This window comes from Geojedonia litorea (genome assembly GCF_042654525.1).
GTDB lineage: Bacteria > Bacteroidota > Bacteroidia > Flavobacteriales > Flavobacteriaceae > Geojedonia > Geojedonia litorea.
Genome location: NZ_JBHSGP010000014.1, coordinates 181,451 through 202,512, shown reverse-complemented (window position 1 = coordinate 202,512; position 21,062 = coordinate 181,451). Strand labels below are relative to the sequence as shown.

Below are 21,062 nucleotides of genomic sequence, written 5' to 3'. Positions count from 1 at the left end.
AAGAATGCAAGGCTTAATAAAAATCATACTTGTTGTTTATGCAATCTTGTTGCCCGCTAATGTAACGGCTTCTGTTGACCCTGTTTTAACAATGTTTGATATAGAAAATGTTATTCCTCAGCAGGAATCTTTACGTTTGAATACGCTATTAAAAGCTTTTGAGAATTATGAAGTCAAACTTAAGGCCAATCCAAAAGATTCTGTAGAGATTTTTAAAAATCTAGGATTAATTAGTGCAGAACTTAAAAGATCAGAAAGTGCGTTAAAGTATACTGAAAAGTATATTGCCAATTCAGCAGATGTTGAAATACTTAATAAAGATTCCTATAATCAAATTATAGAAACGTCAGAGTATCAGATTTTAAAGAATAAATATTTGGTTAAATGGAATCCACTATTATTTATTTACTTCTATATTGTTTTTATTGGCGTTTTCTTCGCGGTCATAATAAATTTAAAAAAGAGTACAGATAGAGTTTCCAATTTATTGATTGGAGGTTTTGTTTTGGTGCATACTCTATTTATTTTGGAGTGGTCATTGTACTGCTCTAATATTAGATATTTATATCCACATACGTATATAATGTCGTCATCAATAGCGTTGTTTTATGGACCGCTGTTGTATTTTTATTTTAGACGAATAACGGGGTGTCATAAGTTTAAACTCCATGATGTTCTCCATTTATTGGCACCGGCAATATTGCTTTCAATACTCTTGCCATTTTATGCACTGTCAGGAGAGGAAAAACTTAAAGTCATGTTTAATTTAAGTGACTTATATTCTAAACAGAACTTTTTCTATATAGTATTTATTCCAAAAATATCATCTTATATAATTTATGGTTATTTTATTGGCAAGCTGTACTTTAAAAATAGATATGAAATTAGCGATAATACTAGGGAGGATGAATTAAACAAATGGAAACGGAGCCTTTATTTCTTACATATAATTTATATGGTTTCTTATGGTCTCTATGGTTTTTCTGTAGGAGGAATTATTCCAGTAGGATCTGAATTTGTCTATCATTCTCAGATGTTAGCCATGTCGTTTATGGTTTTATATATTGCTCAAATGGCTTATTTGAAGCCACAAATATTCAGCTATAATCATTTCTTTGCCGTAAACAATGACAAATTAGTTCCAAAGTATGTCAAATCTGGATTAACAGAGTCTTTATCTACCGAATTAAAGGAAGAATTAATAAGATTATTTTCTGAGGAGAAAATATACAGAGATAGTAATCTAAATCTTGAAGTACTATCGGAAAAATTAAACACAACTCGACATAACACTTCTCAAATTATTAATGAACATTTCAACATGAATTTCTTCGAACTTGTTAATAAGTTTAGAATAGAAGAAGCGGTCGGTTTACTTGTTGAAAATACTCATGGGAGTTTAACTATCATTGATGTTGCATATGAGGTTGGCTTTAATAATAAGGTAACTTTTAATAAGGCCTTCAAAAAATCTAAAGCGTTAACACCTACGCAGTATATTGAATCTTTCAAAAGCCACGGTTTGGTCAATCCGAAGTAAATTTAGGTCGGGATAAGTAAATAATTATCGGGTTTTACTGCTTTACTTTCTTTATTTGTCAACTTCGTACTACAATTGCAAAAAGGTAAGGTGGACAATGCGCTTTACACTTCACTAAAGTTTCGCTAAACTTTGGTTTCATATTTAGTTAGCAATCTTTTGAATTAGTCTTTAAAAAATTAATTGCTGCCTTCCTTTTTTGTATATTGTATAGATTAACTCAAATACTAATTATTTATGAAATTAAAAATTACATGGTTAACAACGCTTGCACTGGCGTTTGTTATGCAGTTTTCTTTTGCACAACAGAAAACTGTATCAGGAACAGTTACTTCTGCTGTTGACGGTTTGCCGTTGCCAGGGGTAAATGTTATTGTTAAAGGAACCTCGAGAGGGGTTCAGTCCGATTTTGATGGAAATTATTCCATTAGTGTTAATGTTGGTGAAACACTTGTGTTTTCCTATGTTGGCACAAGGAACGCCGAAATTGTAGTTGGGGCTTCAAGTACAGTAAATGTTGCTTTGGAGACTGACAATACTTTGGATGAAGTTGTAGTTGTTGCCTATGGAACAACTACCAGAGAAGCCTTCACTGGTTCAGCTAGTGTCGTGGGGTCAGAGGATTTGGAGTTAAGGAATGTAACTTCGGCCATTGCTGCTATCGAAGGTAGAGCTACTGGTGTGCAATTTACTTCTACAAATGGGCAACCAGGTTCTTCTCCCAGCATAGTAATTCGTGGTGTAGGTACACTTAACGGTGACACAGACCCTTTATTCATAGTTGATGGTATTCAATATGAAGGTTCACTAAACGCCATAAACCAAGAAGATATCGCTTCATTTACTATTCTTAAAGATGCAGCCTCCACATCCTTATACGGATCAAGGGCGGCTAACGGAGTTGTTATAATAACAACTAAAAGTGGAACAAAAGGAGCGATCAAGGCAAGTGCCTCGGTTCAAACAGGTTTTGTTTCAAGAGGAATTCCAGTTTATGATAGGGTGACTCCTGGTCAATATTATGAAACATTTTGGGAAGCATTGAGAAATACTACTGCAGCAGGTGGTGATCCTGCTTATGCCTCTGCCAATATTTACAGTCAACTAGCATATAATCCTTTTAATGTACCAAACAACCAAATTGTTGGCCTAGATGGTAGATTAAACCCCAATGCTCAAGTTGTATATCAAACATTAGATTGGTTTGATTTTATGGAGCAAACTGGCATAAGAACAAATTATAATGTTAATGTATCTGGTGGTGGTGATAATCACAAAGTGTTCTTTTCTGCTTCTTATTTAGACGAGGAAGGATTTGTCGTTACATCCGATTTTAATCGTTTAACCACGCGTTTAAATGCAGATTTTGATATCAGTGAGTCAATTAAATTTGGAGGTAGTGCAAACATTACGCTTACTGAGGCTAGAGGCCCTAGCTCTGCAGGTACTGGTAGTATTGTTAACCCATTTGGCTTTGCACAGGCAATAGGTCAAATATATCCTGTTTATGTTAATGACCAGCAAGGAAACATTGTACGAGATGATTTTGGAAATCCAGTGTTCGATAACGGTTTTGGTTATCCTCAATATAACATTGGAACAAGACCTCGTAATCAAGGACGTCATGCACTGCAAGAGCTTCTTCTAAATAAAGAAAGTGATTTGGACAATACCTATGGGTTTAGGTTCTATACAGATGTAAAAATTTTAGAAGGTCTTAATTTAAGGGTAACTTATGGTAGAGATATCCAAGATGGACTTGAAAAAGAATATGAAAATGCCATCATTGGTGACGCTCAACCTGATGGTAGGTTTAGTGAAACTCGATTTAGAAGGCAAGTTGAAAACTTCAACCAAATCTTTACTTACAATAAAAGCTTTGGCTTACACAACGTTGAAATCTTGGCAGGGCATGAAAGTTTTGATCGAAATTTTTCAAATTTCAACGCTTTGGCAACTATTGAAACAGTACCCGGTTTAGAAGTATTTGACAACTTTTCAAATCCGGTTCGTATTGGTGGTGTAATAACTGACAAGCGTATTGAAAGTTATTTGTCTAGAATAAATTATAACTACGATGGTAAATATTATTTAAGTGGTTCAGTTAGACGAGATGGTACTTCTGTTTTTAGTTCAGATTCAAGATGGGGCACATTTTACTCTGTAGGTGCGTCATGGAATATACATAAAGAGAGTTTTATGGATAATGTGTCCTTTATAGATCGATTAAAATTAAGAGGGTCTTATGGTGAGGTTGGAAATGACGATTTAGGTGATTTCTATTTGTATCAAGCAAGGTTTGGGATAACTTCTAACGCTACCGCTCCTGCATATCTTTTGTCAGATTTAGGTAATGACCTATTAGTTTGGGAGACCATTGAAAATTTTGATGTTGCTTTAGAATTCAGTTTGTTTGATAACTTGTTTGATGGCTCTGTAGAGTACTATAAAAGAAACTCATCCGATTTATTATATGATCTTCCAATTGCTCCCAGTGTGGGTATCAATGTACAACCAAACAATATTGGGGATATGTATAATTCAGGATGGGAATTTAGTTTAACAACTCATGCTGTTAATAATAATGATTTTAAATGGGATATTATATTACAGGCTTCCACGCTTAAAAATGAGATTACTTTTATTCCGGAGCCTTTTATAAATGGTTCTAAGCGTTGGGCAGAAGGACATTCCCGCTTTGATTTCTTCTTGTACCATACCGCTGGTGTAGATCCTGCTACAGGTGACCAGCTTTACTATGTTTTTGAGGATGACGAAAATGGTGAAAGCGTACCCGTTTTAGATGGTAGTGGCAATCAGGAAACCACCAATGATTGGCAAGATACTCAAAGGGCCTACACAGGAGACTCATCGATACCAGACCTGTTGGGTTCTGTTGCGAACAGCATTAAATACAAGGGCTTTTCTTTAGACGTTTTAGTTACTTATGGCATCGGCGGCAAGATTTTGGATAATGGCTATTCAGGCATGATGTCAAGCCGCAGTATTGGCGGTTCTCTACATCCCGATATCCTAAATGCTTGGAGACAACCTGGTGATATCACAGATGTTCCAAGACTTGAAGTTGGGGACCAAGCGCTAGTTCAATCTCAGTCTACGAGATTCTTGACCGACGCTACATTTTGGTCTTTAAGAAACGTTAGCCTTGGCTATTCATTAGATAAAAATATTACCGAAAAGCTTGGTCTTGATAATTTAAGGCTATCTTTAACTGGTGAGAATTTATACTTGAACAGTAAAAGGAAAGGGCTTGACCCGCAATTCAATTTGGCGGGTACACCAGCGGGTAATGATTTTAGCCCAGCCAGAATTTATTCTTTGGGTATTAATGTTGGATTTTAAAAAAAAAAAATATGTTAAGTAAAATAAAAAAATTGTCATTAGTAATACTCATTATTACTATGACGTCTTGTCAAGACGACTTTTTAGAAACAGCTCCCACAGACTCCGTTGGGCCTGCTGTAGCATTAGCTGACGAAGCAAGCATGCAAAATGTTCTGAACGGAATCCACCGTGGAATGTATTCACAATCTCAAACTATTTTTCCAGGTGGAAATACAGCAAGAGCTAATGATCATTGGTGGGTGCCACAAGGTGATAACCTAACAGGTGGTATAATCCATTCTGCTGATGCCAATAATTTAGGATGGAGAGATAATATGCAATGGAACGACCATATTATAGAAACCTCATTAACCAATGAGATCTTATGGTATCATCGCTATAATATCATTCTTCATGCTAACTTAATAATTAAAAGAATTGATGAAGGTAATTTGATAGACACTCCCACTTTACGTGCCATTAAGGGGCAAGCTTTAACTTACAGGGCCTTTGCATTACTTTCATTGGTTCAACACTACAGTAAAGGATATTTAATAGGTAATCCTTCTACAGATCCAGGTGTTCCAGTGATTTTAGAACCACAAACTACCGGGCCTAGAGGAACTGTGCAACAAGTTTATGACCAGATAGGTAAAGATTTGGATGCAGCTATAACCGCTTTCCAAAATGCAGCTCCAAGGTCAACAGGAGGTCCAGAAACTAAATCTCAACTGAACATTAATGTAGCTCATGGGATTAAAGCACGTTGGGCATTATCCAAAGGAGATTGGCAAACTGCTGCAACTTCGGCTATTGCTGCTCGGCAAGGTTTTCCTATTATGGGTGAAGCAGATTGGAAATCTGGATTCAATTCTAACAGTTTACCTGAAGTAATTTGGGGTAGTAATGTGATTGGAACTGAAACTACATTTTTCCGCTCTTATTTCTACTTGATGTGTAACACGTTTAATGGTAGCCAAAATAGATCAAACCCTAAAATCGCTGATAGACGATTGGTGGATGCTATTCCTAGTACAGATTATAGAAAAGATGTATTCTTAAAGGACGCACCAAACTCTAATGCATCTGCCGCTAATGGTCAAGGTGGTTGGGCCAATAACACCAACCCGCTATATACCACTCAAGCGCAGTGGACTGCAGCAAGAAATGCTATCAGATCCCAATATGGGATGACATCTGGTCATAACACTCATCCTTATATGCATGTTAAAATGTTGCAAAAAAACCCAGGAACCATAGATCCGGATGATATTATTTATATGCGTACATCTGAAATGTATTTAATTGAAGCCGAAGCTAAAGCAATGATGAATGATATACCTGGAGCTCAAGCGGCACTTCAAGCATTAGGTGGAGCACGTGATACTGCATTTAATGCAACTACATTTGCTACCCAAGCTGCATTGATGGCCCAGATTAAGTTTCAGCGACGAGTAGAATTGTGGGGTGAAGGATTTGGTTATACAGATCATATCCGTTGGGATGAAGGAATTGATCATGGTGCCAATGGAGGTTCTGGAGCATCTATTATTCTCTACCAAGATGCATTTGTGATAGCTAAGCCTTCTGTCAATAATAAATGGATATTTAAGATTCCTCAAGCTGAAATTAATGCGAATCCTGATATAGGTCCTGGTGATCAAAATTAATCCATGGCTTTATAAAATAGATAAAGATTTTAATAATCGTGTAAATCCCCAAGAATTAAGTTCTTGGGGATTTTTATTTTGATTAATTGAGCAATTAGAATTGATGCACTATGTTAATAACTAACATAGACTCTAAATAATAAAATAATTACATCAATTCATCAAATTGAATAATAAACAATAAGTTTCTATTAAATTATAAAAAGTCTCTGTTAGCAAGTTTAAGATTTATTTAATTAGAAGAAAATAGTTTTTATAACTCAAACCAAATAGCTTAACAAGGATTTAACCTGATTTTTTTGGGATTGGTCTATATCCTTTGTTTCTTTGCACTTAATGATAAATGATTTAAAATGAAATTGATAAGTATTAAACGACAAACAAGACCCGAAGAACGCTTCACTCCAAAAATGGGCTTGTTACAAACCAAAGTCACTTATATTAAAAAGCAGTTTTTAAATATTCCATTTAAAACATTGCATAAATATAGAGAAACCTATTACGGTGAAATCAAAGATTGCGAAGAATGTAATCTGGCTAGATAAGCCTTTATTCGTTTTGTTTTTTCCTATTCATAAAACTTCCAAAAAGTAGAATGAACATACCAGTGGTAACTGATAGGTCGGCCAAGTTGAAAATGCCCGTTCTAAAAATTCCACCTAGATCAATATGCAAGAAATCGGTTACTGATCCGTAAGCTATTCTATCAAAAACATTGGCAATTCCACCACCGGCAATACAGCATAATGCTATAAAGCTGTAGTTGTCCATTTGCTTATTTTTATAGATATAGTAGATGAGATAACTTAAAACGAGAACAGGTAAAATCCATAAAAAGATAATCTTAATAGTTGGATTGAGGTCACTTCCCATACCTAAAAATGCCCCTGTATTTTCTACATTATTAAGTGTTAAATAGGAGCCAAGAATCTCACTTTCCTGATAAGGAGTAACATTAGCCCTAACAATAAATTTTGAAATTTGATCAACAACAATATTACTTGCGATAAGCAAAATAATGCTTAAGTTTCTAGATAGATGCATAGCTTATAATGAATTTCCTTCAAAGGAGGCAGAAGCTGTTTGAGCTTCCCTGTCAATTTTTTTAACTAGACCTTGAAGTACATTTCCTGGTCCTACTTCTGTAAATAAGCTGGCACCATCAGCAATCATTTGTTGTACAGATTGTGTCCATCTAACCGGTGCGGTTAATTGAGAAATTAAGTTAGCTTTGATTGATGTTTCATCACTTACAGCACTAGCTGTTACATTTTGATAAATAGGACAACTAGGCTTATTGAATGTGGTGTTTTCAATAGCAGCAGCTAGTTCTTCCCGAGCAGGCTCCATCATAGGCGAATGAAATGCTCCACCTACTGGTAGAACAAGAGCACGTCGTGCTCCAGCTTCTTTTAAAGTTTCACAAGCTCTATTTATGGCATCAATTTCACCCGAAATCACCAATTGACCAGGGCAATTGTAATTTGCGGCCACAACTACGCCTTCGGTTGACTTACATATCCTTTCTACAACATCGTCATCAAGCCCTAAAACAGCGGCCATAGTACTAGGTTTGATTTCACAGGCTTTTTGCATGGCTAAGGCACGTTGTGACACCAGTTTTAATCCGTTTTCAAACGTTAAGGCGCCATTAGCCACCAATGCTGAAAACTCACCTAAAGAGTGTCCAGCCACCATATCTGGTTTAAAACTGTTTCCCAGTGTTTTCGCTAAAATAACAGAGTGCAAAAAAATTGCAGGTTGGGTGACTTTAGTCTCCTTAAGATCTTCAGCAGAACCTTCAAACATAATATCTGTGATGGAAAATCCTAAAATGTGATTGGCTTGTTCAAATAGTTCTTGAGCTAATTTGGACTGCTCATAAAGATCAAGGCCCATACCTGTAAATTGTGCGCCTTGCCCTGGAAAAATATATGCGTTCATCTGTGCTAGTTTAGGTTGCAAAAATAAGAATATTATTAAACTTACAATCCATTTGCTGCGGCTTCTGCACAACGTTCGCCATCCATTGCTGCCGATACGATGCCTCCAGCATATCCGCCGCCTTCACCACATGGAAATAAATTTGATAGTTCAGGGTGTGCCAAATGATTATTTCTAGGGATGTTTACAGGTGATGAGGTTCTGGATTCAACACCAACAATATTAGCTTCAACAGTGTAGTAGCCCTTCATTTTTTCACCAAAAGCTTTGAATCCTTTACGTAATCGTCCACCAATATGCTTGGGTAATAAAGAGTGTAATGGTGCTGTTTGTAATCCAGGCTGATAAGAAGTACTATTCAAACTTTCTGAAAGTTTGCCTTCAACAAAATCTGTTAAACGTTGTGCAGGTGCTACTTGGCTACGTCCACCTGCGGTAAACGCCAATCGTTCCAAATCTTTTTGAAACTCCAAACCTTTGAATGGTCCAAACTTTTCATATTTATAGAGGTCTTTGTCTGCATTGATTTCAACGACAACACCTGAATTGGCAAACAGATTATTGCGTTTTGAAGGTGACATTCCGTTGACTACAACTTCGCCATTGGCGGTTGCAGCTGGAACAATAAACCCGCCGGGACACATGCAAAATGAATATACCCCGCGGTCATTGACCTGTTCTACTAAACTATAAGCGGCGGCAGGTAATAATTGATCACGAGTTCCAGAACAATGATATTGAATGCGATCTATAATATGTTGAGGGTGTTCTACGCGTACACCCATTGCAAAGGATTTCGCTTCAAGAGAAATGCCTTTATCGTTAAGCAAGTAAAATATATCCCTGGCCGAATGCCCAGTAGCCAAAATGACTCGGTTTACTGGTAATTCTTCACCACTGTTGAGCTGAATGGCTTCAATTTTATCATTCTTAATTTTGAAATCCGTTACACGTGATTCAAAATGAATTTCACCACCATATTTTAAAATAGTTTCCCTTATGTTTTGAACAACTTTAGGTAATTTATTAGTGCCGATATGAGGATGTGCATCAACCAAAATTTGGTCTGTAGCTCCATGAAACACTAAATTTTCAAAGATTTTTCTAACATCTCCACGCTTTAAACTGCGGGTGTATAATTTGCCATCACTATAAGTGCCAGCGCCGCCTTCACCAAAACAATAGTTAGAATCCTCATTCACAAAATGGTCCTGGTTAATGGCTTTTAAGTCTCTTCTACGATCTTGAACATTTTTGCCACGCTCTAATACAACAGGCTTAAACCCTAGCTCTATGCACCGCAATGCTGCATACATTCCTGCCGGGCCAAAACCGATAATATGAATGGGTTTTGCTTTTGAAACATCTTTATAGTCAAAAACATAAGATACATTTTCAGGTACTTCTTCATTAATAAAGACGGAAACTTTATAGTTCAGAATGATAAGAGGTTTCCGGGCGTCAATAGACTTTCTGGACACCTTAATTCCGCTAATTTCAGAAGTAGGAATATTAAGTGCATCAGCAGATTTCCTCAAAAGAATATCGGATTGCTTTTCTTCTTCCAAAGTAATACGAAGCTGGAGCTCTTTTATCATGAGGCGAAATTAGGCAATTTTCGCTTGTGATTTGAAACCACTTCGTAATTGATTCGATGTTTTACAAAGAAAATTAATTGGATTGTTGCGCCAATAGGGCATTTTTTGCCATTCGGTGCTTTAAAATGTTTAAGTATCGCAACGCATTTTTGTCTCTAAAATCGGTATAAGCTCTTGAAGCCCAATCTGCGGCAGCATTCAGGTCTCCATTAATTTCATTGATAATGGCCATATTATAGTAAGCTCGCCCCGCAATTTTCGATTTTGGGTTGTTGGTTTCGATTTCCCACAATTGCGCAGCACCATCCCAATCTCCTGTTTGGGCCCTACGCTTGGCAATTTCAAAATTATCGGTGCCTTTTACATAATATTCTCTGGTAACACGAATTTTGAAAGGATAGGTTCTCAAGGCATAACTATGCCCAATGTTATTACTTATTTGGAGAACGGCATCTTTGCGGCCAGTAATGGCTTCGGCAGCTTTTACAGGATTAATGCCCCTGCCAACAGATAAAGATCCATCAGTAAAGGCAATTTCATCAAGGAGTTCTTTATTAAAATTATCATAAATTCGAAATCCTGTTTGAATGCTTGTATTTACTGATGCGGTGTGCTCTAAAACTGGTATTTTTAGACCAAGTGCATTTACTTTTTGAATGGTTTGTACATCATATTTAATGGCTGCATCAGTATCATAAAATGAAAGTACAATTAAGGCATCAATATTATTTTCAGTACAAATAGAATCTATAGTATTCCAAGGTAACATTTTTGGAAAAATGCCCAATCCTGGATTTTCAATTTTATCTGATGAAACCAGAATAACTTCTTCAAAGGTTTGGTTTTTTTCGAATTCATCTTTAATTCCTTGAATCACTTGTTCGGCGCCTTCTTTATCTAGATTTTGACCTTCAGCAGAGAAGATTTTATCGATTTTATCAAGGGTTTTATTGGAGGTTGATTCGCTACGATTCAAAATCCCCACTTTCTTGATTTGTTTCGGGACGTACACCGGAGCGGGTTCAATAACACTCATAGTAAGGTTATTCATTGAGCTACAACTCATTATCAGTGTGCAACAAAAAATGAGAATAACTTTTGACTTAAGCAGTGTAGGTTTCATTTTACTAGATGAATTGATTTAGAGAACTAATCTAATAAAATATATTTAAATTAGCTTCTAATGCCTTGTATATGTGATGAATGAAAATGAAAAATCATGATTATCGTCTTTAGGGTGAAACTCATTAGACGTCTCTTTCCATTGGGTTTTATTAATCAGAGGAAAGAAAGTATCGGCTTCGAAGCTAGCATGCACTCGAGTTAGTTCAATTTTAGCCGCCATTGGCATTGCTTGTTTGTAAATTTCACCTCCTCCAATAATAAAGGCCTGTTTATCATTTCTTGCGACATCTAAAGCATCATCCAAATTATTAACTACAATAACACCATCGGGTACTTTGTAATTTACCTGTCGCGTGATAACAATATGTGTACGATTTGGCAAAGGCTTTGGGAAGCTTTCAAAAGTTTTTCGTCCCATAATAATGTGATGGCCATTGGTAAGTTGTTTAAACCGCTTCAGGTCGTCACTTAAATGCCAAATTAACTGGTTATTTTGACCAATGGCATCATTATCTCCAGCTGCGACAATAATGGTTAAACCTTTAATTATTTGAGTTTTTTTTTCAGCCTCAATATTGGGATTTAAAGGTAAGGGGTGTGTGATTTCAACTTTTTTTTGTAGCTCTTCAATACGTGATTTTTGTTTGGCTACTAATTTATCAAGTTGTTTTTGCTCCCATTGAGCTCCCAAAAATTTTTGAGTAATGAATACATTAAAAACATGATATATAAAAAGGGCTAGCCAAATAAAAATGGCATAAACAAACCATTCCTTTCCAAAAAGAGTAACATTTTTACCAACTCCAATAACAGTGTTTAATAGTATTAAAAAAACAGCGCCAATTAAAAAAATGACAAAATGTATGTATAAGCGTTTTTTCTGTTTTACACGCTTTTGTGCAGTTGTGATAAGCTCAAGTTGATCTTTATCTATAGCTGGGTGTGATTTCTTTTTTCCGAACATGTATTTTGTAAAAAGTTTTGTAAAGTTACTATTTTTTAACGCAAACGTTATATTAAATGCTTGAATAAAAAAGGAAACTCTTTTCGCAAACGATGTAGTGTTAAACTATCTGAAAATCAGCTCTAAAGCAAATTGTTTTTAATTGATGATATGCTAATTTATAACAGTCTTTTTTTGAGAGTTCAAATTAAAGTTATGCTAATCTTATCAAATTCATAAATCGTTCTTGTTGAGGCATGAAAATTAGTATCGCATTCAATTTCTTTTCTAAATTTGCGACGAAATTAATTAACACATTTAATTATGGCTATTACAAAACAATACTTGAAAAGCAAACCAGTTTGTAAAGTAACTTTTACAGTTCCTGCAGAGGAATCTAATAAAGTTGCTGTGCTAGGAAGTTTTAATGAGTGGAACGCTAAAAAAGCTGTTGCATTGAAGAAATTAAAAAACGGAACTTTTAAAGGTACCGTAGATTTAGAAAAGGACAACTCATATGAGTTTAAATATTTAGTGGATGGAACATATGTTAACGATGAACAAGCTGATGCTTATGTTTGGAATAATGTTGGTTCTGAAAACGGTGTTTTAAACTTGTAATAGGCCTTTAACCGATTAAAAAAAGCGCTTTCAATAATATGAAAGCGCTTTTTTATTGGAGTTTTTTACAACTATTTCTTTATGAATGATTTAATGCCTTCAGCACCATCAGAGGTTTTGAGTTTGAGTAAATACATTCCAGACGTTAATCGTGATGTATTTAAACGGTCATTTTCAAGTACTCCAGAAGACATAGTTTGTCCTAAAAGATTATAAACTTCATATGAAACTTTAGAGCCGTTAGCCCGTGCTAATTTAACATTTAAATACGCTTGGGCAGGATTTGGATATAATTTAATGGATTTGCTAAAACTATTGTCGCTAAGCCCTAAAGTTGAATTAATTGTAGCTTCATACATACCGTTACCATGAGTCCCAATTAGTAATTTGTGATCTGAAGGACGATATTTCAATGAACTTACAACCGCCATACCTATTTGAGTTGGTGCTTCTCTAACCCAATCTACATTTATAGGATCTGTAGAACTGTATAATCCTCTGGCCGTACCAACCATATAGGTGGTTTCTCCAGCATTCTCCACAATGGCCGCAGATCTAATAGAGTGCGCAAATAAATTTCGCTCAACCAAAGTCCAAGTTGGTGAAGCAGCTGTTGCATTGGTTGTTAAAAAAATACTTTGTGTTCCGTAGTTAGAATAGGTTGCTAATACTATGTTATTATTTGTTGGATGAATTGCTAATCCAGTAACTATAGAGGGGTTTGCAATTGTCGCTCCTGGAGGAGTAATGTTATTAGCTGAAGCTATGCTTGCTGCATTTTTTGGATCGTTTAATCTATAAATATGACCATTATTTCCTCCCATCAATAAGTAACTAGTTGCTGGGTTATAGGTGCCCCAACTGGTTGAGAAGGTTTGAAACCAATCAGAATGCCCCAATAAAGTGGTAGTGCCTAAATCAGTCCAAGTATTGGGTGTTACTGTTGTGGCATCATTGGTTCGTAAAAGTCTATTTTGTGCAGCATAATACAAAATATTATTATTGTCAGGATCTAAATGATATAAGGTTACGAATTGACTGTCATAAGGCTCAGGAGGGACGAGTGATTGATCGTTTGGTGTTATTTCAGTAACAGGAGAAGGGCAGTCTCTATATATTGGACCGTTTTGAAATCCAATAAAAAATGGGACGCAGGCATCGTCTCGAGAAATTGCCACTGAAACACCATCGCCGCCTGCATAGTCAAAATGTGTTGTTAAATCGGGCATTCCAAAATTTACTCCACCAACTGAAGTGCCATTGTCTTGAGCCCCTCCAATTACAATGTCAGACCCAGGAAAAGGATCGATTCCTACATGATAATATTGATATGTTTGGAAGTTGTTATTCAAATTCGTCCAACTAACCGTGCTAGCATTTATATTAGTTGTTTTATGAACACCACCATCGCTGCCAGTAAAAAGTACATTAGTATTAAACGGATTGAATACAAGTGCGTGAATATCTGGGTGATGATTTGTATATTTAGCGTATCCATTTGGATTGGCATAGCCACCAATTCTAACAAAGGTGCCAACTCCGGTGATGTCAGCCATTTTGTATGCATTAGTACCACCAATGACCACAAAGTTTTCATTATCAGGTTTTACATTCACAACCAGATCGTATCCGCCTTGAATGGCGAAGGGGTCGTTCCCATCGGAGCAGCCAGATTCATCAGGAAGCTTACCAGAGTAATTAGTAAAAGTTGAGTTAGATTGATTCCACATCCATAAATCAGCTTCAATACCAGGGGTGGTACTACAGCTAGACGCAATGCCATTCGCAAACAATACATATAATTTATTTTGATTAGAAGGTGCTAAAGCTAAAACGACTCGTCCAGAAGGGGTGAAGCTTGAAGTATTAATTCTAGACCATCCACTAATACCATCAGCAGAAGTCCATACCCCTTCTATTGGTGCAATGTTGGTTCCTGAAAACCCGGCATAAACTCGTCCCCCTGTAGTGATAACGATATCGGTATGCCGATTCCTTGACGTAGAATTATTAGAAATTTGATCCGTCCAATTTACTCCATCAAAACGTTTTAATTTTCCGGCAACCGCAGCAAATAAGTAACCTGTTGTTGGTTGAACTTCCAGCTTATAGATGTGATCAAAATCTGAATCATCTATGGTTTGATCAGAAGCAGTACTAGGCATTTGTGCCCAAGTTAATCCGCCATCAGTAGACTTCCAAATACCTTGTCCATAATACAATGAGCCGCTTAAACTGGCTGAATTACCAACACCTTCCCCTGTTCCATAGTACCAGGTGCTTTCAAAACCGGATCTAGGATCTTGTACAATAGTAGTGACATTATGAATTTCATCATTGGAGGAAACTTTGGTCCAACTTGTTCCTCCATTGGTAGTTCTAAATACACCGCTACTTACCCCTCCAGCAATCATAGTATTACCAGTAACATCACTCCTGTCTACAACAAGGGATCTTGTTCGACCTCCATAATTTGTAGGTCCCCTGTTAACATAGGTGGTTTGAATAGCACGAGCATTATTGCTAGACTTTAGTTTTGCTTTTTTAGTTTGATTAAATTCTTTTTGCTTTTCTACTAAAGGGATTTCTCCTGTCAATGGATTCACCTGCATATTAAATTCATAAAGCGCTCTTTCTTCGGTAAACAGTGCCCTTTCCTCAAGAGTTTTTTTGTGTTTTGGGATAGAAATTGCAGATTTTTTCTCAACTAATTGCCCATCATATGGAGCACTTGTTGTTCTTGGAGCTGTATAAACAACAATTCCAACAATTGATAAGCTTAAGCATAAAAGAAATAGTAATAGTTTTTTCATAGGGGTATTTATTAAATGGCTACCACACCTTTAATATGTGGATGTGGGTCGTAATCTTGTAAAGTAAAGTCTTCAAAAGTAAAATCAAATATATTTTTGATTTCTGGGTTTAGGATCATCTTTGGCAAAGGTCTAGGATCACGGGATAATTGTAGCTCTAATTGCTCTAAATGATTAGAGTAAATGTGTGCATCTCCAAAAGTATGAATAAACTCACCGGCTTCATAGCCACAAACTTGAGCCATCATCATGGTGAATAATGCGTAAGATGCTATGTTAAAAGGTACTCCTAAAAAAATGTCGGCACTACGTTGGTATAGTTGACATGATAGTTTGCCATTAGCAACATAAAATTGAAAAAAGGCATGACATGGTGGTAAAGCTGCTTTACCATTGGCCACATTTTCACTAAACGTTTTTGAAGTATCGGGTAACACAGAAGGGTTCCAGGCTGAAACTAACATACGACGGCTATCAGGGTTGCTTTTTAAAGTTTCGATAACTTCCTTAATCTGATCGATACCATCACTATTCCAATTTCGCCATTGATGGCCATAAACAGGACCTAAATCACCATTCTCATCTGCCCATTCATTCCAAATACGTACACCATTTTGGGTTAAATAGTCAATATTAGTGTCGCCTTTTAAAAACCATAAAAGTTCATAAACAATGGACTTTAAATGCAATTTTTTAGTGGTCACCATTGGAAAGCCTTCACTTAAGTCAAAACGCATTTGATATCCAAAAACGCTTTTGGTGCCAGTTCCAGTGCGATCACTTTTTTCGTTACCATGTTCTAATACATGTTTGACGAGGTCTAAATATTGCTTCATATTTTAGTTTGGTCTATTATGTTGGGATACCCTTTCAAATTTAAGAGATAAAAATAGAAAAATACTCTACTTTGAAAATAAAGTTGGTTTAAATTCTATAAAAAGTTATCAACGAATATTAATTAAAATTTAAACTCAAATTTTAATTGTTGGAAGATTCGTTTTTTAAAAAATCAACCTATTATCATACCAGCTATTGTTGCTGATATTAAAGATGCTATAGTTCCTCCTATTAGAGCTTTCATTCCAAATTCAGAAAGCAACTTACGTTGTCCTGGAGCTAATGATCCAATACCTCCAATTTGTATTCCTATTGAAGCAAAATTAGCAAAGCCACAAAGCATATAGGTTGCCATAATAATAGACTTTTCATAGTTGAGATGAATAGCACTGGCGGCATCTTTCAATTCTCTTAATTGTATATAGCCAATAAATTCACTAGCGGCAAGTTTTATTCCCAAAAGTTGGCCCATTAAAGCCATATCTTCTTTGGCTACCCCAATAAGCCACATTAAAGGAGCAAAGATGTATCCTAGAATAAATTCGAGAGAAAGACTGTTATAAGGTGTATGTTGGGCAATAATCTCATTTAATGAGGTAAAGCGCCAGTCGATGTTTAAGAATTCAATAGTAAATCCGTTAAAACCAGCAATACCTCCTAAGATACCATTGAGCATTGCAATAAAGGCTACGAAAACCAATAACATTGCGCCAACGTTTACGGCAAGTTTAAGGCCTTCAGTAGTTCCATTAGCAATGGCATCTAATAAATTGGATCCAATTTTTTCTTGAGAAACTTCAACATCTGTGTTGATCTTTTCGGTTTGAGGATATAAAATTTTAGAAACAACAATAGCGCCTGGAGCGGCCATAACGGAGGCCGCCAAAAGGTGTTTGGCGTATACTAATCGCAGTTCTGGGTCGTCACCACCTAAAAACCCAATATAGGCTGCAAGAACTGCACCGGCAACGGTTGCCATCCCCCCAATCATAACAAGTAAGATTTCAGACTTATTCATTTTTTCCAAATAGGCCTTGATGAGCAGCGGTGCTTCAGTTTGTCCTAGAAAAATATTGCCAGCAACACTTAAGCTTTCGGCTCCAGAAATCTTTAAAAGTTTGGTTAATAACCACGCCATGGCTTTGACAACTTTTTGAATAATCCCTAAATAAAATAAGACCGAAGTTAAAGCTGAAAAGAATAAAATGGTTGGCAATACCTGAAATGCAAATATAAATCCAAAAGTATCCATATCAACCACCAAGCCTTCAAATAGAAATTTACTTCCTTCTCGAGTAAAATCTAAAACACTAATAAATAATTTTCCAACGAATTCAAAGGTCCCTTTAATAGCGTCTACTTTTAAAACGCCAAGGGCAATAATAAGTTGAAATGCTAAACCAATACCTACTATTTTCCAATCAATTGCTTTTCTGTTTTTACTAAACAAAAAGGCAATGAAAACTAACGAAATCATTCCTAATATACCTCGCCATAAACTACCCATTGAAAAGCCTTGACTTGGAATAATGCTATTTTCGTCAATTACAACTAATTTGGAATTGTCAATTGAAGGAACTGCTTTCAGCTTATAGTTTATTTCTTTCTCATTGAATACTAAAGTAGAATCTGTTAATTCAGTTATTTTATAACGTCTAATAGTGTCATTAGGCTGATTGTAATAAAACACCAATAAGTTGTTTTGATAGATATAGTCGCCAGATGCTTTAATACTGTCGGTCTTTAACGTGAGATGAAATTCGCCAGCGTTTAATTCTAAATGGTCGGTTTCTGAATTTATATTATAAACAGGAGTACCATTAGAATTTTGAATGGTTTCAAACTGCCATTTTTTTTCTAATTCTTGTGCTGTTGAAAAGGTAAGTCCAAAAAAAATAGCTGCAATAGCCAGTAAGAAGTGTTTCATTAAAACGTGATTTAGCGTTTGGAAATTTCGTCTCTTATTTTCGCGGCCTTTTCATAATCTTCATTAGCAACGGCCTCATCCAAAAGGGTGTGTAATTCTTGTAGGGATTTACTTTTAAAGGATTCTTGAGATTGGGATTCAATTTCTTCGGCAACCAAATCGTCTACCAAAATACTATCTTGATCTTCGTCGTCCTTTTTAGGATTTACTTTTAAATAGATACCTGCTTTGTCGAGAATATTTTTATAGGTAAAAATTGGAGCCTGAAATCGTAATGCCAAGGCAATGGCGTCACTGGTTCTGGCATCAATGATTTCCTCAATTTTATCACGTTCACAAATTAGGCTGGAATAAAAAACACCATCTACCAACTTATGAATAATAACCTGCTTGACTACAATATCGAACCGGTCTGCAAAATTTTTAAAAAGGTCGTGGGTTAGGGGGCGAGGTGGACGAATTTCCTTTTCCAAAGCTATTGCAATGGATTGGGCTTCAAAAGCCCCAATAACTATAGGAAGTTTTCTGTCGCCATCTACTTCGTTTAAAATCAAGGCATAAGCGCCATTTTGGGTTTGGCTATATGAAATTCCTTTTATATTTAGACGAACTAGACTCATAATTTTGAAAACGCAAAGAACTGTTTAAATTAGGACTTTAGCAACTGCCAAAGGCAGATTAAGCATATTTTCTTAATTTAAACAGTCCTTTAAAGATACAAGTTATAAAAAATATTTATTGTTGTGCCTTAAATGCTTTTAATTTTTCGGTCAATTTAGGGACAATTTCGAAAGCATCTCCTACCACACCGTAATCGGCTGCTTTAAAGAATGGTGCTTCTGGGTCTGTATTAATAACCACTTTAACTTTTGAAGCATTAATCCCAGCTAAATGCTGAATTGCTCCAGAAATTCCAATAGCAATATATAAATTAGATGCAACAGGTTTACCTGTTTGTCCAACGTGCTCACTGTGTGGTCTCCAGCCTAAATCGGAAACAGGTTTTGAACAGGCTGTTGCTGCTCCAAGTACTTGGGCTAATTCTTCAACCAACCCCCAATTTTCTGGGCCTTTTAATCCCCGTCCTCCTGAAACTACTATCTCTGCGTCGGCGATCGTAACTTTTCCAGTTACTTTATCAACGGCATCAACATGCACGCCATTTTCGGGTATCGAAGGTGAAAATTCTTCCACCGTAGCACTTGAAGAATGTTCTTTTAATCCAAACGCATTTTTTGATAAGCCTATCAACTTAACATCAGTGTTGATAGAGGTCATGTTGAAGGCTTTGTTGGTAAACGCTGTTCGTTTTACAGTAAACGGAGAAGTGCTCGACGGGGCGTCAACTACATTTGAAGCAAATCCTGCATTTAAAGCCACGGCTAACAAAGGTGCCATATATTTGCTATCGGCACTTGAACTTACAATAATGACTTTAGCACCTTCTTGTTCTGCGGCCTGTTTAATAACTTCAGCATAAGCATTAGCGTTAAATGTTTCTAATTTTGAATTTGTAACACTCAAAACTTTATCAACTCCATGGTTACCTAAAACTGATGTGTCTTGGGCATTAATGGTAACGGCTGTTACTGTTGTTCCTAATTGGTCGGCAACGGCTTTTCCATAAGAAGCAACTTCTAAAGCTACTTTTTTAAAAGTTCCGTTATCTGATTCTGTATATACTAAAACTGACATAATTTTTTAAAATTTCAAATTAAAAATCCCAAATCCCAATGTTTTCTTTTGGGTTTTGGTGCTTGAATGTTGATGGTTAAATAACTTTAGCTTCGTTGTGAAGTAAGTTTACTAACTCGTCTAGATTGTCTGGAGATACGAGTGTCACCGCGCCTTTTGGTGCTGGTTTTTCGAACTTTACTGAAGATGTTTCTTCAGTTGCTCCATGTGGTTCTAACACGGTTAATGGTTTTTGACGAGCCATCATGATGCCTCTCATATTTGGAATACGAAGATCACTTTCTTCAACCAAACCTTTTTGACCAGCAATAACTAGGGGTAAGGTAGTAGATACAGTTTCTTTTCCACCATCTATCTCTCGTACAGCTTTTGCAGCTGTACCATCAACGTCTAATCCAATACAATTAGCAACAAAATTAGCATTAGTTAACGCCGCTAGCATACCTGGTACCATTCCACCGTTGTAATCAATTGATTCACGCCCTGCAATTACAAGATCATAACCGCCTTCTTTAACAACTTGTGCCAATTCATTTGCAACCTGAAAACCATCATTTGCTGTAGTGTTTATACGTATAGCAGCATCAGCACCAATAGCTAAAGCTTTGCGAAGTGTTGGTTCAGTTTCTGCTCCACCAACATTAACCACGGTCACATTAGCTCCTTGCTTTTCCTTAAACCACATAGCACGGGTCAAACCAAATTCGTCATTAGGATTAATTACAAATTGAACACCGTTGGTGTCAAATTTTGTGTCACCATCGGTGAAATTAATTTTTGAAGTCGTATCAGGTACGTGACTAATACATACAAGTATTTTCATTTTATAGTATTTAATTGAATATTCTTAAATTTTTGGAGAGAACGTCCAACGTTTTTTTAGAAACAAAACTGCACATTGCAATTGAAAACTGCTCACTCTTTAAAATAGGTTACGAAGTTAATTATTTTATTCTGAATAAATACTATGCATGCATAATAAATTTTTAAATAATTCTATACTG

The 21,062-nt window shown here is 36.1% G+C and carries 16 protein-coding genes; 5 read left to right on the top strand and 11 right to left on the bottom strand.

Annotated features, from left to right (window positions below):
• The first annotated feature begins 4 nt into the window (after positions 1 to 4).
• The 4 genes from ACFO5O_RS08940 to ACFO5O_RS08925 all read left to right on the top strand — a co-directional run bounded on the left by ACFO5O_RS08940 (position 5) and on the right by ACFO5O_RS08925 (position 7,100).
• Positions 5 to 1,540, top strand: coding sequence for a helix-turn-helix domain-containing protein (locus tag ACFO5O_RS08940; RefSeq protein WP_387962963.1), 1,536 nt, complete (start codon positions 5 to 7; stop codon positions 1,538 to 1,540).
• A gap of 237 nt (positions 1,541 to 1,777) precedes the next feature.
• Positions 1,778 to 4,903, top strand: a complete 3,126-nt coding sequence (locus tag ACFO5O_RS08935; protein WP_387962961.1) for a SusC/RagA family TonB-linked outer membrane protein — start codon at positions 1,778 to 1,780, stop codon at positions 4,901 to 4,903.
• An 11-nt stretch (positions 4,904 to 4,914) separates the two neighbouring features.
• Positions 4,915 to 6,555 (top strand): RagB/SusD family nutrient uptake outer membrane protein, encoded by a 1,641-nt coding sequence (locus ACFO5O_RS08930; RefSeq protein ID WP_387962959.1) that lies wholly within the window; start codon positions 4,915 to 4,917, stop codon positions 6,553 to 6,555.
• Positions 6,556 to 6,908: 353 nt separating this feature from the next.
• A complete protein-coding gene (locus tag ACFO5O_RS08925; protein ID WP_387962957.1) occupies positions 6,909 to 7,100 on the top strand; it encodes a hypothetical protein in 192 nt (63 codons plus the stop codon).
• Positions 7,101 to 7,104: 4 nt separating this feature from the next.
• On the opposite strand, the gene lspA is transcribed toward ACFO5O_RS08925, so the two are convergent.
• The 5 genes from lspA to ACFO5O_RS08900 form a co-directional block, all read right to left on the bottom strand.
• Positions 7,105 to 7,599, bottom strand: coding sequence for a signal peptidase II (gene lspA, locus ACFO5O_RS08920; RefSeq protein ID WP_387962956.1), 495 nt, complete (start codon positions 7,597 to 7,599; stop codon positions 7,105 to 7,107).
• Positions 7,600 to 7,602: 3 nt separating this feature from the next.
• The gene (fabD, locus tag ACFO5O_RS08915) at positions 7,603 to 8,499 is read right to left on the bottom strand and encodes an ACP S-malonyltransferase (RefSeq protein WP_387962954.1); all 897 of its coding nucleotides are present in this window, start codon (positions 8,497 to 8,499) and stop codon (positions 7,603 to 7,605) included.
• Between the two features lie 41 nt (positions 8,500 to 8,540).
• Complete coding sequence (locus ACFO5O_RS08910) at positions 8,541 to 10,097, bottom strand: NAD(P)/FAD-dependent oxidoreductase (protein ID WP_387962952.1); 1,557 nt, start codon at positions 10,095 to 10,097, stop codon at positions 8,541 to 8,543.
• Between the two features lie 73 nt (positions 10,098 to 10,170).
• Positions 10,171 to 11,148, bottom strand: a complete 978-nt coding sequence (locus ACFO5O_RS08905; RefSeq protein WP_387962950.1) for a DUF6340 family protein — start codon at positions 11,146 to 11,148, stop codon at positions 10,171 to 10,173.
• A gap of 129 nt (positions 11,149 to 11,277) precedes the next feature.
• Positions 11,278 to 12,186, bottom strand: a complete 909-nt coding sequence (locus tag ACFO5O_RS08900; protein WP_387962948.1) for a dihydrofolate reductase — start codon at positions 12,184 to 12,186, stop codon at positions 11,278 to 11,280.
• A 303-nt stretch (positions 12,187 to 12,489) separates the two neighbouring features.
• Here ACFO5O_RS08900 and ACFO5O_RS08895 point away from each other — a divergent pair, with 303 nt between their 5' ends.
• On the top strand, positions 12,490 to 12,786 hold the full coding sequence (locus ACFO5O_RS08895; RefSeq protein ID WP_387962946.1) for an isoamylase early set domain-containing protein: 297 nt from the start codon (positions 12,490 to 12,492) through the stop codon (positions 12,784 to 12,786).
• Between the two features lie 71 nt (positions 12,787 to 12,857).
• On the opposite strand, the gene ACFO5O_RS08890 is transcribed toward ACFO5O_RS08895, so the two are convergent.
• The 6 genes from ACFO5O_RS08890 to ACFO5O_RS08865 all read right to left on the bottom strand — a co-directional run bounded on the left by ACFO5O_RS08890 (position 12,858) and on the right by ACFO5O_RS08865 (position 20,881).
• Positions 12,858 to 15,599 carry a T9SS type A sorting domain-containing protein gene (locus ACFO5O_RS08890; protein WP_387962944.1) on the bottom strand — a complete coding sequence of 914 codons (2,742 nt, stop codon included), beginning with the start codon at positions 15,597 to 15,599 and terminating at the stop codon, positions 12,858 to 12,860.
• Positions 15,600 to 15,610: 11 nt separating this feature from the next.
• Positions 15,611 to 16,435, bottom strand: a complete 825-nt coding sequence (locus tag ACFO5O_RS08885) for a thymidylate synthase (protein WP_387962942.1) — start codon at positions 16,433 to 16,435, stop codon at positions 15,611 to 15,613.
• A 173-nt stretch (positions 16,436 to 16,608) separates the two neighbouring features.
• A complete protein-coding gene (locus ACFO5O_RS08880; RefSeq protein ID WP_387962940.1) occupies positions 16,609 to 18,363 on the bottom strand; it encodes a nucleoside transporter C-terminal domain-containing protein in 1,755 nt (584 codons plus the stop codon).
• Between the two features lie 11 nt (positions 18,364 to 18,374).
• Entirely contained in the window at positions 18,375 to 18,983 is a 609-nt protein-coding gene (locus ACFO5O_RS08875) for a bifunctional nuclease family protein (RefSeq protein ID WP_387962938.1), read from the bottom strand.
• A 115-nt stretch (positions 18,984 to 19,098) separates the two neighbouring features.
• A complete protein-coding gene (locus tag ACFO5O_RS08870) occupies positions 19,099 to 20,058 on the bottom strand; it encodes an electron transfer flavoprotein subunit alpha/FixB family protein (RefSeq protein ID WP_387962936.1) in 960 nt (319 codons plus the stop codon).
• Positions 20,059 to 20,134: 76 nt separating this feature from the next.
• On the bottom strand, positions 20,135 to 20,881 hold the full coding sequence (locus ACFO5O_RS08865; RefSeq protein WP_387962934.1) for an electron transfer flavoprotein subunit beta/FixA family protein: 747 nt from the start codon (positions 20,879 to 20,881) through the stop codon (positions 20,135 to 20,137).
• Positions 20,882 to 21,062: the final 181 nt, after the last annotated feature.

What these genes read in the sequence shown, in the direction of transcription:
- ACFO5O_RS08865 (WP_387962934.1), bottom strand. Translation starts at nt 20,881, where the DNA reads ATGAAAATACTTGTATGTATTAGTCACGTACCTGATACGACTTCAAAA.
- ACFO5O_RS08935 (WP_387962961.1), top strand. Translation starts at nt 1,778, where the DNA reads ATGAAATTAAAAATTACATGGTTAACAACGCTTGCACTGGCGTTTGTT.
- ACFO5O_RS08905 (WP_387962950.1), bottom strand. Translation starts at nt 11,148, where the DNA reads ATGAATAACCTTACTATGAGTGTTATTGAACCCGCTCCGGTGTACGTC.
- fabD (WP_387962954.1), bottom strand. Translation starts at nt 8,499, where the DNA reads ATGAACGCATATATTTTTCCAGGGCAAGGCGCACAATTTACAGGTATG.
- ACFO5O_RS08885 (WP_387962942.1), bottom strand. Translation starts at nt 16,435, where the DNA reads ATGAAGCAATATTTAGACCTCGTCAAACATGTATTAGAACATGGTAAC.
- ACFO5O_RS08930 (WP_387962959.1), top strand. Translation starts at nt 4,915, where the DNA reads ATGTTAAGTAAAATAAAAAAATTGTCATTAGTAATACTCATTATTACT.
- ACFO5O_RS08875 (WP_387962938.1), bottom strand. Translation starts at nt 18,983, where the DNA reads ATGAGTCTAGTTCGTCTAAATATAAAAGGAATTTCATATAGCCAAACC.
- ACFO5O_RS08925 (WP_387962957.1), top strand. Translation starts at nt 6,909, where the DNA reads ATGAAATTGATAAGTATTAAACGACAAACAAGACCCGAAGAACGCTTC.
- ACFO5O_RS08895 (WP_387962946.1), top strand. Translation starts at nt 12,490, where the DNA reads ATGGCTATTACAAAACAATACTTGAAAAGCAAACCAGTTTGTAAAGTA.
- ACFO5O_RS08880 (WP_387962940.1), bottom strand. Translation starts at nt 18,363, where the DNA reads ATGAAACACTTCTTACTGGCTATTGCAGCTATTTTTTTTGGACTTACC.
- ACFO5O_RS08890 (WP_387962944.1), bottom strand. Translation starts at nt 15,599, where the DNA reads ATGAAAAAACTATTACTATTTCTTTTATGCTTAAGCTTATCAATTGTT.
- ACFO5O_RS08940 (WP_387962963.1), top strand. Translation starts at nt 5, where the DNA reads ATGCAAGGCTTAATAAAAATCATACTTGTTGTTTATGCAATCTTGTTG.
- ACFO5O_RS08910 (WP_387962952.1), bottom strand. Translation starts at nt 10,097, where the DNA reads ATGATAAAAGAGCTCCAGCTTCGTATTACTTTGGAAGAAGAAAAGCAA.
- lspA (WP_387962956.1), bottom strand. Translation starts at nt 7,599, where the DNA reads ATGCATCTATCTAGAAACTTAAGCATTATTTTGCTTATCGCAAGTAAT.
- ACFO5O_RS08900 (WP_387962948.1), bottom strand. Translation starts at nt 12,186, where the DNA reads ATGTTCGGAAAAAAGAAATCACACCCAGCTATAGATAAAGATCAACTT.
- ACFO5O_RS08870 (WP_387962936.1), bottom strand. Translation starts at nt 20,058, where the DNA reads ATGTCAGTTTTAGTATATACAGAATCAGATAACGGAACTTTTAAAAAA.